Genomic DNA, 12,900 nt, shown 5'->3' with positions numbered 1-12,900 from the left:
TAAACGCGAAACCCAAACCACCCACCAATCCCCCCAAATTCCGTTCCCCACACCTAAAAGCACTCCACCAAATTACCCCAAGTCCATACCCTAATAGGGTGATACCAGCTACCCCTCATCACAACTTACCCTTCAAGCCATTTATATTTCCCTCACCAATGCTACCGTTAGAAAACAATAACGATAAAGAAAGCAGTAAAAGATAAGTGGTCATATGTTTGCATCCAAAAAACAACTCACTCAACTCCAACAGCAATTGCTATCTGAATCCGAACAGAAAGACACCTTCGCTTGCCAAGTCGAGCAGTTGCAGCAAGAGTTAGTTCAAAAAGAGCAGCAGATAAGAAAGCTGGAATTCCAGCTAGACAAACAAAAGCAGCGCTCTCGACTGTTTTTGAGCTCTGTTACTTCCCAGCTGGTGGGAGCGACGAGCAATATTGAACAGGCGAATAATCAGCTCATCCATCAAAGTGACCAGCTTCAGGCGAACCTCGGTGTGTTTGACGCGACACAGCAGCAGCTTGAAGAGATGTATCAATCGCTCGATCAGGTATCGCAATCTTCTAACGCGAGCAAAGAGACGGTGGCGGCACTACAAGTGCTGACCGGGGATATCACTCAGTTTATCAGTATCATTCATCAGATTTCAGAACAAACCAACTTACTTGCGCTTAATGCTGCTATTGAAGCGGCTAGGGCAGGTGAGCACGGCCGTGGGTTCGCTGTGGTCGCAGACGAAGTGCGTTCACTGGCCGGGCGTGCGAATGAAGCGGCGAGTGAGATCTCGGGATTGGTTGAGCGCATTGAAGGAAGCACCAACAAAGCGGGCGAGAACATCGAATTGGTCTCGTCGCAAGTCGCAGATGCCTCTAAAGGCGCTTCGGACATAGTTCAAGATACCCAATCCATTTTGTCTCTTTCTTCTGACACGGTTGACGTCATCTATACCACTACGGTCGATATCTACGCGTCCAGTGCTATCGCGCAGTACACGAATATGTGGGCAACGGCGCACTCCAAGCTGATTGGGGCAGACTATGATGCGAGTTTGCTTGAGCTTGCTGAAAGTGAGACCATTTTTGGTCAGGTGATAGCCAGTCATGAAGAGACACAGCAGCTTGCATCCCCTGGTGGGCCTTTAGAGTATTTCTATGTTAAGGCGACGGCACTGCACGACGGATTGCGGCTAGTAGCGCAAGGCAGTAACGATTCAAACATGATTGACCAAATGGATATGGCGTATCGTGACCTTGTTTCCTACATCGCAGCGGCGCAAGAGAAAGTGAAAACCTCATACGCGCAAAAGTAACAGGCGAAAAAAAGGGAGTGAATTATCACTCCCTGCCAACTGAGGTTAGTTACTCTGCGAGCTCACCTGTCGCTTCGAACACTTCGAGCTTGTCTAAGTAAGGTTGCAAATCCCCAATATTGTTATTAATCCACTCACTGTTGTAGTAAGTATCTAGGTAGCGCTCACCGCTGTCACACAGCAAAGTGACAATAGAGCCAGTTTCGCCACGTCTTTTCATCTCGCTTGCTAGTTGCAGCACACCGTAAAGATTGGTACCTGTCGATGCACCCACTTTACGTCCCAGTGTTTTTTCCAGCCAATGGATGGTTGCAATACTTGCCGCATCTGGGATGGTACGCATCTCATCAACCACGCCTGGAATAAAGCTTGGTTCAACGCGAGGGCGACCAATGCCTTCAATTTTGCTGCCACAATCACCCGTAATCTGCGCGTTACCTGTCTTAAAGTAGTCATGGAAAACAGAGTTCTCTGGGTCAACAACGCATAGCTTAGTATCGTGCTTTTGATAGCGAATAAAGCGACCAATTGTAGCCGACGTACCGCCTGTACCAGGACTCATTACCACCCAAGATGGAATCGGATGATCTTCGAGCTCCATCTGACTAAAAATAGAGTTCGCAATGTTGTTGTTACCACGCCAATCCGTTGCGCGCTCAGCGTAAGTAAACTGATCCATGTAGTGGCCGTTTAGCTCTTCTGCCAATCGGCGAGATTCTGCGTAAATCTGATCAGAGCGGTCTACAAGATGTGCTTTACCACCATAGAATTCAATCTGTTCAATTTTCTTGCGTGCTGTGCACTTTGGCATCACTGCAATAAAGGGTAAACCAAGTAGACGAGCAAAGTAGGCTTCTGATACGGCAGTGCTGCCCGATGATGATTCAATCACAGTCGTCTCGGGACCAATCCAGCCATTACAGATCGCATATAAAAATAGCGAGCGGGCTAGACGGTGTTTTAGTGAGCCAGTTGGATGTGTGCTTTCGTCTTTTAGATAAACGTCGATCCCTTCAATACTAGGGAGATCAAGTTTGATCAGGTGAGTATCTGCCGAGCGCTGGAAGTCAGCTTCAATTTTGCGAACAGCGTTGTTAATCCATTGGTGATCAGTACACATCGTCTTGGTTTCCTACTTTGTGATTGGCATGGTGATAATTTACCTACAGATAGAGAGAAAAACTTTGCTATATTTACTTCAATTTCGCTAATTAGTAGAAAATTTTTCTAAATTGGAGCTATTTTGGATATAGATAGTACAGATAAGAAGCTACTGTCCCTACTGCAACAAGATGGGACCTTGTCGCTAAACGAGTTAGCCGAAGCGGTTAACCTCACCACCACACCTTGTTGGAAGCGACTTAAGAAGCTTGAAGAGAGCGGTGTGATCGATAAGCGGGTTGCGTTGCTGGACCCAGAAAAGCTGGGTTTATCATTCACGGCGTTCGTACAGATCAAAACCACCAATCACTCTCATGAGTGGTATAAAGCCTTTGTCGAGACGGTGTCTTTGTTCCCCGAAGTGATGGAGTTCTATCGAATGGCGGGTGAGTACGACTACATGATGAAGGTATTGGTTAAAGATATGAAGTGCTTCGATGAGTTCTACAAAAAGCTCGTCAATAGCATAGATGGGCTATCCAACGTAACGTCAACCTTTGCGATGGAGCCACTAAAATACACCACAGCACTGCCAATACGTTGATTTGGTAGTAGTTCTCAACTTAAGCCACGTATCCTTGCCAGCGCCGAGTAATCACTCTATAACCTAGTGTAACTACATGAGTTCATAGACTGAGATTGCTGGCTACACACAAGGAGTGTTTATGTTGCATCAAGTATTGGTGTCGGTTAAAAAGCCCTTTATCAAAATGGTACCGGTGCCTAAGCCTGAATGTATTGTTGGGCAGGGGAAGGTGCTTGATGTGGCCAAATATTGCCAGCAATACTCAGTATCAAAACCGCTTGTCGTCACGGATAAGGTGTTGCTCGGTCTTGGTTTGTTGGATGGCATGTTGGCGTCATTGGAGAGCGCTGGCATTAACGCGTCCATTTTTGATGAGGTAAAGCCTGATCCAGACTACGCGACTGTGCGAGCAGGTGTTAAACAGTATCAAGCCAATGGCTGTGATGGGGTTATAGCGTTTGGTGGAGGCTCGCCGATTGATTGTGCCAAAGCCATCGCTGGAAGCGTAAAAACCAAAAAAGACGTGGCGAAGCTTCCCGGCCTTCTCAAAATTCATCGCCCGATTATGCCTTTGATAGCCATTCCAACCACGGCCGGGACAGGTTCAGAGGGGACTGTCGCAGCCGTTGTCTGCGATGTTGAGTCCAAAACTAAGCGAGCTATCACCGACCCATTTTTGGTGCCTAAAGCTGCGGTTCTCGACCCTGATATTATGCTGGGTTTGCCGCCTCAAATTACCGCAGAGACTGGGGTAGATGCCCTAACTCATGCGATAGAGTCTTACTTAAGCCTATATGCCAATTCAGAGACTCAAACTATGTCTCTAAACGCGATAAAGGCGGTATTTGAGTATCTGCCTAAAGCGTACCTTGACGGCGGTGACTCTGAGGCGCGGGAAAAGATGGCAGTGGCGAGCTTTGAAGCTGGTCTTGCGTTTACTCGCACCTACATCGGCTATGTACATGCCATCGCTCACCAGCTGGGCGCGTTTTACCACGTTCCTCATGGCCGTGCCAACGCCATGGTTCTGCCCCATGTCCTCAAGTTTATAGAACAAAGAGATAACGCCAGACTGACAACGCTGGCGCTGACCCTAGGTTATAAACACAGTGAGGCATTTATCCAAGAGGTCGAGGGTCTTCTGGACGCGCTCGATATACCAAAATATGTCGTTGAGCTTCAGAAAGAAGACATCCCGGCTCTTGCCAAGCAAGCCATTAAAGAAGCCTTTGGTGAATACCCAGTACCAGAAGTGATGAATGTACAACAATGCCAACAACTATTAGAAGCGTTACTCGATAAAGGAGCACAATAAATGAGCCTAGTCATCCTAGATGAACAGCAAATGATAGAGCGACTCCATGAGCAGCAGTCGGCGTTCAAAGAGGCGCCGTTTATTAGTCGTGAACTCAGAAGGGCGAACTTACTTAAGCTTGAAAAGGTGCTTCGAGATAATCAGGCGGCGATCTGTGAGGCGATTGCCAAAGACTTCGGTCACCGATCATCAACAGAAACGGCTCTGCTCGAACTGTTTTCATCCATCGAAGGTATTGTCGATGCACGTAAACAGCTCAAAAAATGGATGCGTGACAAAAAGCGTCATACCTCCGTTTGGTTTTGGCCAGCGAAGAACAAAGTTGTTCCTCAGCCTTTAGGCGTGGTCGGTATCATCGTTCCTTGGAACTACCCGTTATTTCTAGCTATCGGTCCAATGACGGCGGCTCTGGCTGCTGGTAACCGAGTGATGGTTAAGATGTCGGAGAACTCGATGAACCTTTGCCAAACGCTCGGAGATATCTTCTCGACGGCGTTTACGCAAGATGAGATCTGCTTTGTTGCCGAAACGGGCGGTACAGGGCAGGCGTTCGCTAAACTGCCGTTTGACCATATGATCTTCACCGGCTCTGGAGCTACGGGTCGCAAAGTCATGGCAGCAGCGGCTGAGAATCTAACGCCAGTTACATTAGAGCTCGGTGGCAAGTCACCGACCATTATCGGCCCGGACTTTGATATCAAAAAGGCGATGAAGCGGATCTTGGGCGGCAAGGTATACAACGCGGGACAGACCTGTGTTGCGCCAGATTACCTGTTGGTGCCTGAAGATAAGGTCAAACAAGTCGTGAAAGCGGCGAAATCGATCATGAAAGGAAGATTCAAGTCAATGGATCACCCGGACTATACCGCGGTGATTGATGCGGTGTCGTTCGAGCGCCTACAAGAAACCCTGGAACTGGCTAAAGAGGGGCAAGGAGAGGTGATTAACCTCATTCCCGCCAGTGAGCCTGATCCTGAATCTCGCCGTTTCCCTCTTCATTTGATCGTAGAGCCTTCAGCGGATGAGGCAGTCATGACAAGGGAAATCTTTGGACCGATTCTGCCAATCATTACCTACAAGTCGATGGATGATGTCTATCACTTTATCGGCGAACGAGACCGACCTCTCGCGCTCTATCTGTTTTCCGATGATAAAGAGCTTCAATCAGCTGTAATGGAGAACACTATGTCAGGAGCCTACACCATCAATGAGGTGATGATGCATGTCGCGCAGCACGACCTGCCATTTGGCGGCGTTGGACCAAGTGGCATGGGGCACTACCATGGAAAAGAAGGCTTTGAAACCCTCTCTAAAATGCGTCCAGTTATGCAGCAGGGCAAATGGGCATCGACGGGATTTTTGTATTCACCGTACTCCGGTTTTGCCAAGCGCGTTATTAACTATCTGATTAATAGAAAGCTGGGCAAGTATTCGAGTATTAAGAAGCCCAAAGCAAATAAGTAGAAACCTCCATATTGAGTGCCGCTAAGTAAAGTGACGTAAACAACGTGGCACTCAGTCACTTTTCCCTTACACTGTCCGTTAACATATCAATAACACAGGACGTGTAATATGCGAAAGCAACAAGGAACCCTAAAGTTTTCAATGATCTCTTTGCTGGTGGCCGGCACCTTACTTGGCTGCGGAGGAGGTGGAGATGAAAGCTCTGGCGCTTCTGATGACTCGAGTAATAGCAACACTGTGGGAGGCGACACGCCAACAGCCAACAGTGATATCACAGATACTCTATTTACCAATACTAACGGTGATTGTGAGCAATATACCGGCGACTACACATCCAATGTAGAAGACATACAGCGCAGCGCTAGTTTCACAGGCACAATCTCGGTTCAATCCTCCGGTACGCATTGCATCGTTCAGTCAAATGGCATCCCTAATCACGATTTCAACGACGCCTCCGCCTCATTTGCCACTAATGTCTCTGAGCAATCTCAGCAATATGAGTTTGATGCCTCACCAAGTGTATCGGCGACGGTCACAGAGTTGAGCCTGCCTGTTTCTGAAGCGATTTTGCTCAACGGTGTGAAAGTCGATCTCTTAGCGGCGGCTTGTTACGGTGTCGGTAATGAAAAAACTGGATGCGATCAAGATCAGATCGATAACCCATGGCGTTTTGATCCTATGTCCTCTTTGAATCGATTCGGTACCGATGAGCACCATGCGCATGTTCAGCCAGACGGCACATACCATTATCACGGCAATCCTATGGCGATGTTTGAACAAGATTGTGAGGGAGGTGAACCATCACCCGTCATCGGCTTCGCAGCGGATGGTTTTCCCATTTATGGAAGCTGTTTCAGAGATCCCGCGGATGGCGTTGTTAAGGCAGCAACATCGAGCTATCAGTTGAAGTCAGGTATTAGGCAGGCAGTGACAGGATATACCACCCCCGTTGCTGGTGGCAGTGTGGTGAGTAATCGCTACGACGGTCAATTTCGTGGTGACTACGAGTACGTCGTTGCACTTGGCTCGCTTGACGAGTGCAATGGGATGACGATAGAGGGACAGTACGGCTACTACGTCACGAATGCATTTCCGTGGGTGCTGAACTGCTTTAAAGGCGACGTGGACAGCTCGTTTGGTGCCAACGCCCAAATCAGAAGCCATGCTCACTAGAAAGCAAAACGCCTTATCGACGATAAGGCGTTTATTGATTAGACAGTGTAAACGGCTCAGTCGTTAAAGCGCAGCACACCTTCTTGCGATGTCGATGCGACGAGCTCACCTTTCTGGTTATAGATTTCACCTCTTACCAAGCCACGTGAGTTACTCGCATTCGGGCTGTCAATGGCATAAAGCAGCCATTCGTTGGTGTTCACAGGGCGGTGGAACCACATTGAATGATCGATAGTTGCCATCTGGAACTTAGGAGCGAAAATGGATACCCCATGCGGATGGAGTGCCGTTGTTAAGAAACGCCAGTCTGAAGCATAGCCAAGCACGTATTGGTGAATTAGCTCGTTATTTGGCACTTCACCGTTTGCTCGGATCCACAGGTATTGCTTTGGCTCAATCTTTTCTGGTTTCAGTGGGTTGACGACATGGACTGGCCGAACTTCAATCGCCTCTTCACTGCAGAACACTTCACGGATTTGCGCTGGCAAAAAGTCAGCAATGCGCATTGCTAACTCAGACTCCGAAGCAAAGTTCTCCGGTCCAGGAACTTCTGGCATGGTATTTTGGTGCTCAAAGCCTGGCGCTTCACAGTGGTAGCTTGCGGTGAGATAGAAAATAGGGCGGCCGTTTTGAATCGCTTTGACGCGTCGTGTACTAAAACTGCGTCCATCTCTTAGGTTCTCGACATCATAGATGATCGGTTTTAGAGGATCGCCAGGATAGAGAAAGTAGCTGTGGAAAGAGTGTACCGTGCGGTCCTCTTCTACCGTATAGCGAGCTGCCGACAATGCCTGACCGATAACCTGACCACCGTAGACTTGTGGTAAGCCTAGGTGTTGGCTCTGGCCTCTAAACAGTCCTTGTTCTAATTGCTCCAACTGCAAAAGTTCGAGTAGTTCAGTTAATGGTTTGCTCATAGATGGATCTTTTCTCTGGGTCTCAATGGGCAAAGTGTGGATTTTACTGATGGATTCGTCAAGCAATTGCTTTTGTAGGAATTCAGTGGTTTTTTCCGCAAAACTCATAGGGAACATCTACGAGTTTCATCAAATCTGTTATCTTTTATTGCATAACCTAGTCTGCGGTTTAACAAACATGATGCAGACCGAATACTCTGTAACTGCTTTATCAAGTGAGGCTTCATGAAATTACTACAAATCGGTGCAATGGCGATGGTGTTGGGCTTAGTGGGTTGCCAAACCGCTCCTCAATCGACAGAAAGTGCTACCCCCGCGAGTGAGCAAACTGAGATGAAAGAGACGATGGCAGCGGTAAAAGGCACAATTGCTTACCGTGAACGCATTGCGCTACCTGCAGATGCGGTAGTTACGGTGAAACTGCAAGACGTGTCGCTTCAAGATGTTGCAGCAAAGGTGATTAGTGAGCAAACCTTTACCACAGATGGCGCCCAGGTTCCTTTTGATTTTGAGCTGAGCTATGACACCAAAGACATTAATCCTAAGCACACTTACAGTGTGAGCGCGCGCATTGAAGTGGCTGGTAAGCTGCGCTTTATCTCAGATACCTCTTACCCAGTTATCACGGATGCAAACAAAACAGAGCAGGTTAACCTTCTGCTAGTGGGCGTAAGATAATTGACTGAGTTGGCAGCCTTACGGCTGCCAACCGAACTCTTTCAAGCGCACGCGACCCTTCACTGAAAACTCGACGCCTTCTTCCATTAATATCGATCTCTGTCTCAAAAACGAATCTCCCTTAAGAGAAATTTCTCCTTTACCGTTGATGACACGGTGCCATGGCAAGCTACTCCCTTCAGGCAAGCCACCAAGCGCCTTACCAACGTGTCTTGCATAGCCAGGATAGCCAGCCATTTTTGCAATTTGACCGTAAGTTGCTACTTTTCCGAATGGAATTTGGTGAATTACTGCAAAGATTTGCGCCTTAAATTGATCCATACTGAAACTGTCCTAGTTCATTTTTGCCACGGAAAGGTATTTGGGGGAGCTATGGTATTTTCGGTGTTTCAATTCATAATCACAAGCTTACTGGCCATGATTTGTGCCAGAACGATAGGTGTCACTGAAGGCGACATTCCCGTACTCGCGGTGATGATTCCTGCGCTATGGATATTGCCTCAGGGTGGTGTTGCAGGGCTGATGCTGCTCGCATCCATGGTCGTCTACGGTCTCACGCTTCCTCTGCAATCTATCGCTATGTCGGTGGCGGTCTGGATACTAATACCCGTCTTCATGGTCGCGTTCTCTAAGCGCAGTAATATCTGGATAGTCAGCATCGTCGGGCTTATCGTCCTTACGCTCAATGTCGGGATTATGCTGACCCAATCTGCAGGTAAACTTGGTGGCACGCCAATGGTGACGCTGGTACAGGCATTCTCGGTCTTTGTTGCTTGGTACGCTGCCAAAAACTGGAAGGGATCGACCGAGCACAGCTGGTGGTCATTGTTCTTGATCTTGCCAATCTGGGCGGCAGGCTTGCCATACGCAGCGCTAATCTCACTCTGCATGACAGGCATGCTTGCATCCATGGAAAGTCTGGGCAGGCTCAAAACCTTTAAATGGAACAAGCTGCTTTGCTGGACACTCCCAACGGTCGGCTTTGCTGCGATAGTGGTGGTGCCTACCATCGATGTTCCTAAGCCAGTCTTTGTGGTTTGGCTGTGCCTACTGGGTACGGCGTGGATGACCGATTACATCTTAAACATCGATGACGAGCAACAAGAGACCTAACCTCGACAAGTCAGTGATAATGGCAGAGGTAAAACGCGCTCAACAGCCTTGCAACCGCAGGAATGTTGGGCGCTTTGATTAATCTGTAAGCACTTAACAGATAAAGCAAACAGTTTTCCTCGCTACCCCTTGCATTCAGCGCCGCGATACCAGATAATCCTCCCACGCTTTGCAGCAGTGACCCTTCACTTAAGCAACAGCAAAAAAATCTATGGAGGTCTTGGTCCTCTCGCAACAATAGCTCGTGAACTCGGTCAGGTCCGGAAGGAAGCAGCCGCAGCGAGTGACTTGTGTGCCGGGATGTGGCTGAGGTCTCCACCCATTAAAAACGCCGCTTTTATTAGCGGCGTTTTGCTATCTGAATCTTATCAAACTCGAGCTCATTGCCTTTATTCCGTGTAGTCAGGAATCTAACCAACTCGCACAACACACTCAGCTTGCCTATTGCGCGTGCTCATTCTCGTTACTTTGAAATGTCACCAAATGACCTACTAACTGCATTTGGAGCCTACTAAAGTGTGCGATGAAGCTGTCCTGCTCTAAATGCTTGAAGGGACAGCAGCACAATAATCATTAGAACAGAGCTCTTCAACTGGCATAACTCGAGGTATTAGATGGCATGAATATCCAGATCAATGAACAATTGGGTCAGGAGCAATCGAGCTACGTGGCTCCTTATTACACGCTAGATTGTGCCCTAGGTATCAATTCTTTTGGAGCTCCCAAGCTTTCGCCGAATTTGGGTGCAGAGTTACTCAAAGAAGTGGATCTGTATTACTGCCATAGTCATTTGGCAGAGTTGGCGACTAATACCGCTTGCTATGTGGGCACTAAGCCCGAGCAGCTGACTTTTACCAATGGCTCTTTAGGAGCTCTGGAGCTGATATTCAATAAGCTGTTACCCAAAGAGAAGTCTATGTTAGGCATTGGACCTCAATTCGTCGAAGCAGTATCTGAGTTTCAGATAGCAGGTGGCACTTATCGTTCTTTAAATATATTCGACTATTGGAATGAAGATGAGCTTCTGCATGCACTTAAGGCCGAGCTAAAATCAAATCCGCCCACGATTGTGTATATCGATAACCCGAACAATCCAACCGGCTTGATTTACACAAGAACCACTTTGATGGAATTGTGTCGAGCGTGCAATGAAGTGGGTTCCATACTGCTGATTGACGAGGCTTATGGCGAGTTTCTAGCTGCTGAAGAGTCGATGATTGGGGCAACCGAAGAATTTGATAATCTCATTGTTCTGAGAACCTTCTCGAAGGGACTGGGCCTTGCAGGCATTCGATTGGGTTACGCAGTATCTTCTAAGAAGCTCGCCCACTATCTCAATCAATCAGTATTACCATTTGCGCCTTCCTTGCCTGCAATTAAGGTAGCAAATCATGTCCTTTGCAATATGGGAACATACTTAAGGGACACCCAAGAACAGACACAGACTTACAAAGTAGAACTAATGGAGTTACTTTCTGATCACGGTATCGAGGTTATGCCTACTTCAATAAAAACGCCGATACTACTGGCTTACATGAAAGGTGTTGATTTGGCTGGTTGGCTGAAAAAAGCGGAGATACTCACATGCTCTGGAAGTCACTTTCATGTAACGTGCCAGGAAGTCGATGAGCAATATACTCGGATGCGAGTTGTAGGAAACAGACGTGACTTAGTTCAGTTAGACCAGCGAATAGGTCATTTGAAATCTCAAAAAAACGCGTAGTGGACAGAGTATCAACGATAGCTATTGAGCCGATCTTCCTCTCGTTGTTTGACGATCGGCAACAACGTCTACTCTTTGAACGTTAATTAAGTCTAAGTGTTCAACCAAGCTCGTGACAGTTGTCTTACAGGCGCACCCTCAGCCCATTCTAGTAATAAAGGTTTGCTCGTCATCCACAAACGCCACAAAGCCACCGTGATAGATAAACACCCGACCACGCCCCTCTACAATACAGGCAAGCTGCGGGTTCATATCTTCTTCAATGCTCTGGCTTTGAAACGTGCCAGTATCGGTGATTACCCCGTCGAGTCTTGGCAAATATCCATAAGTGCGCTTAGCTTGGTCAATCAGGCTCAGTTCGCTGGCGGTCGAGAAGCAAGAGGGAATCGCCCCTGCATCTTCGATAAACATGGGTTTTAATTCTTCAAAAGCGGTGATCACCAGCCAGTCGATGCCGTTAACGTGATGGATAAACATAGGGTTTCTCGGTAATTCTGATGCGTTGATCTTATCATTACAGGCGATCGCGTAGTAGATATTTAGTGGCTAAAGATGGTCATCCTAAGATGCTTTCCAAACATTCAATATGGGTTATCCCCTGTATAGACACATACACTCCTCTGGTCGTCAGGGGATTAATCTCATAATAAGAGGGACTTAGAACTTTCCTCCGTTAACCCATTCCTCTTTTGGAGGCACTGGTTCTTGGTTGACCCACATTTCGACAATTTTTCCATCTTGCACCCGAAAAATATCGAAACGAGCGACCTCTTGGCCTTGGTAGAGGACTCGACTGTAGGCGACGATAGTATTGCCTTGGCCTATTATCTTGAATACTTGGTCATAGCAACCTACGTACTTTTGAGGTTGATCTACCGTTGATTCTGAGTGGACTGGGATGTTCTGAAAGTCCACGTACTTAGATGCCGCATCGGATTGACCTAAGACCATGACATCACAAAGAAACGTTCGAACCAGTTCTTTATTTTCAGTTGTTTTATCGAGGTCATTCGGCTCTGTTGGTCCTGCTATCTGGTCCTTATCAACGTTTGAGTTTTCGACATACGCTGAGATGACGTCCCAATGCTCAATGATCTTGTCATTTTCATCGGTATCAAAAAGGTCAGTGGTGACCCAGTATGCCTCGCCTTTGTTAATGTTTTGGTAGGCTTGCACAAACACATACTGACCATCAACGACTGAGCGAACGATTCGAATGTCTCTATCATGACAGCGCTCGATAAAGGGCTCAAAGAACTCGACAAAGCCTTCAATGCCATTTCTTACACCAGTACTGTGCTGAGTGTAGCGAATCCCGGTGTATTTAGTGACGGCTTGGCGTGCGTGTCCATCTCTGATCCCTTCCATATAAAGGTTGGTCGCATTTTCTAGCTTTCGACTCATAGGTTGTCCCTCTGTCAGACTGTGTTGTCGAAATTAAGCCTAGTCCATTATCGTGTTCGTTGATGGACAAGGTTCGATATTGACCATCTTAGCGCCCAGACTAATCTGTCGGTTGTA

The 12,900-nt window shown here is 47.5% G+C and carries 13 protein-coding genes and 1 other RNA gene; 9 read left to right on the top strand and 5 right to left on the bottom strand.

Annotated elements, in window-relative coordinates; all coding sequences use genetic code 11:
* Positions 1–214: 214 nt before the first annotated feature.
* A complete protein-coding gene (locus LY387_RS11435) occupies positions 215–1,309 on the top strand; it encodes a methyl-accepting chemotaxis protein (RefSeq protein WP_326491994.1) in 1,095 nt (364 codons plus the stop codon).
* 49 nt (positions 1,310–1,358) lie between these two features.
* On the opposite strand, the gene LY387_RS11430 is transcribed toward LY387_RS11435, so the two are convergent.
* Complete coding sequence (locus LY387_RS11430) at positions 1,359–2,429, bottom strand: PLP-dependent cysteine synthase family protein (protein ID WP_234494205.1); 1,071 nt, start codon at positions 2,427–2,429, stop codon at positions 1,359–1,361.
* A gap of 123 nt (positions 2,430–2,552) precedes the next feature.
* On the opposite strand from LY387_RS11430, the gene LY387_RS11425 reads away from it, so the two are divergent.
* The 4 genes from LY387_RS11425 to LY387_RS11410 all read left to right on the top strand — a co-directional run bounded on the left by LY387_RS11425 (position 2,553) and on the right by LY387_RS11410 (position 6,948).
* Positions 2,553–3,014: an Lrp/AsnC family transcriptional regulator gene (locus LY387_RS11425; RefSeq protein ID WP_234494204.1), complete on the top strand. Its 462-nt coding sequence runs from the start codon at positions 2,553–2,555 to the stop codon at positions 3,012–3,014.
* Between the two features lie 121 nt (positions 3,015–3,135).
* Positions 3,136–4,311: an iron-containing alcohol dehydrogenase gene (locus tag LY387_RS11420; protein ID WP_234494203.1), complete on the top strand. Its 1,176-nt coding sequence runs from the start codon at positions 3,136–3,138 to the stop codon at positions 4,309–4,311.
* Entirely contained in the window at positions 4,312–5,775 is a 1,464-nt protein-coding gene (locus LY387_RS11415; RefSeq protein WP_234494202.1) for a coniferyl aldehyde dehydrogenase, read from the top strand.
* 108 nt (positions 5,776–5,883) lie between these two features.
* Complete coding sequence (locus LY387_RS11410) at positions 5,884–6,948, top strand: YHYH protein (protein ID WP_234494201.1); 1,065 nt, start codon at positions 5,884–5,886, stop codon at positions 6,946–6,948.
* 56 nt (positions 6,949–7,004) lie between these two features.
* On the opposite strand, the gene tesB is transcribed toward LY387_RS11410, so the two are convergent.
* Positions 7,005–7,865, bottom strand: coding sequence for an acyl-CoA thioesterase II (tesB, locus tag LY387_RS11405; protein WP_234494200.1), 861 nt, complete (start codon positions 7,863–7,865; stop codon positions 7,005–7,007).
* A gap of 225 nt (positions 7,866–8,090) precedes the next feature.
* Here tesB and LY387_RS11400 point away from each other — a divergent pair, with 225 nt between their 5' ends.
* Positions 8,091–8,543, top strand: coding sequence for a YbaY family lipoprotein (locus LY387_RS11400; protein WP_234494199.1), 453 nt, complete (start codon positions 8,091–8,093; stop codon positions 8,541–8,543).
* A gap of 18 nt (positions 8,544–8,561) precedes the next feature.
* On the opposite strand, the gene LY387_RS11395 is transcribed toward LY387_RS11400, so the two are convergent.
* Positions 8,562–8,864, bottom strand: coding sequence for an MGMT family protein (locus tag LY387_RS11395; RefSeq protein WP_234494198.1), 303 nt, complete (start codon positions 8,862–8,864; stop codon positions 8,562–8,564).
* Positions 8,865–8,915: 51 nt separating this feature from the next.
* Here LY387_RS11395 and LY387_RS11390 point away from each other — a divergent pair, with 51 nt between their 5' ends.
* The 3 genes from LY387_RS11390 (at position 8,916) to LY387_RS11380 (ending at position 11,379) form a co-directional block, all read left to right on the top strand.
* Positions 8,916–9,656 (top strand): hypothetical protein, encoded by a 741-nt coding sequence (locus tag LY387_RS11390; RefSeq protein ID WP_042474204.1) that lies wholly within the window; start codon positions 8,916–8,918, stop codon positions 9,654–9,656.
* 218 nt (positions 9,657–9,874) lie between these two features.
* Positions 9,875–9,971: signal recognition particle sRNA small type (gene ffs / locus LY387_RS11385), an RNA gene on the top strand.
* Positions 9,972–10,275: 304 nt separating this feature from the next.
* On the top strand, positions 10,276–11,379 hold the full coding sequence (locus tag LY387_RS11380; protein ID WP_234494197.1) for an aminotransferase class I/II-fold pyridoxal phosphate-dependent enzyme: 1,104 nt from the start codon (positions 10,276–10,278) through the stop codon (positions 11,377–11,379).
* A 138-nt stretch (positions 11,380–11,517) separates the two neighbouring features.
* Here the strand turns inward: LY387_RS11380 and LY387_RS11375 are convergent, their stop codons facing one another.
* Entirely contained in the window at positions 11,518–11,856 is a 339-nt protein-coding gene (locus tag LY387_RS11375; RefSeq protein ID WP_234494196.1) for a cytosolic protein, read from the bottom strand.
* Positions 11,857–12,036: 180 nt separating this feature from the next.
* Entirely contained in the window at positions 12,037–12,783 is a 747-nt protein-coding gene (locus tag LY387_RS11370) for a nuclear transport factor 2 family protein (RefSeq protein ID WP_234494195.1), read from the bottom strand.
* Positions 12,784–12,900 lie beyond the last annotated feature (117 nt).

The sequence above is a fragment of the Vibrio maritimus genome (assembly GCF_021441885.1).
Taxonomy (GTDB): Bacteria; Pseudomonadota; Gammaproteobacteria; order Enterobacterales; family Vibrionaceae; genus Vibrio; species Vibrio maritimus_B.
Note: the sequence above shows the minus strand (reverse complement) of the source record. Positions and strands in the feature narration are given on the sequence as shown.

Bases quoted from the DNA above. Each gene is read 5' to 3' on its own strand.
- LY387_RS11380 (WP_234494197.1), top strand. From the start codon at position 10,276: ATGAATATCCAGATCAATGAACAATTGGGTCAGGAGCAATCGAGCTAC.
- LY387_RS11390 (WP_042474204.1), top strand. From the start codon at position 8,916: ATGGTATTTTCGGTGTTTCAATTCATAATCACAAGCTTACTGGCCATG.
- LY387_RS11400 (WP_234494199.1), top strand. From the start codon at position 8,091: ATGAAATTACTACAAATCGGTGCAATGGCGATGGTGTTGGGCTTAGTG.
- LY387_RS11415 (WP_234494202.1), top strand. From the start codon at position 4,312: ATGAGCCTAGTCATCCTAGATGAACAGCAAATGATAGAGCGACTCCAT.
- tesB (WP_234494200.1), bottom strand. From the start codon at position 7,865: ATGAGCAAACCATTAACTGAACTACTCGAACTTTTGCAGTTGGAGCAA.
- LY387_RS11420 (WP_234494203.1), top strand. From the start codon at position 3,136: ATGTTGCATCAAGTATTGGTGTCGGTTAAAAAGCCCTTTATCAAAATG.
- LY387_RS11410 (WP_234494201.1), top strand. From the start codon at position 5,884: ATGCGAAAGCAACAAGGAACCCTAAAGTTTTCAATGATCTCTTTGCTG.
- LY387_RS11395 (WP_234494198.1), bottom strand. From the start codon at position 8,864: ATGGATCAATTTAAGGCGCAAATCTTTGCAGTAATTCACCAAATTCCA.
- LY387_RS11430 (WP_234494205.1), bottom strand. From the start codon at position 2,429: ATGTGTACTGATCACCAATGGATTAACAACGCTGTTCGCAAAATTGAA.
- LY387_RS11370 (WP_234494195.1), bottom strand. From the start codon at position 12,783: ATGAGTCGAAAGCTAGAAAATGCGACCAACCTTTATATGGAAGGGATC.
- LY387_RS11435 (WP_326491994.1), top strand. From the start codon at position 215: ATGTTTGCATCCAAAAAACAACTCACTCAACTCCAACAGCAATTGCTA.
- LY387_RS11375 (WP_234494196.1), bottom strand. From the start codon at position 11,856: ATGTTTATCCATCACGTTAACGGCATCGACTGGCTGGTGATCACCGCT.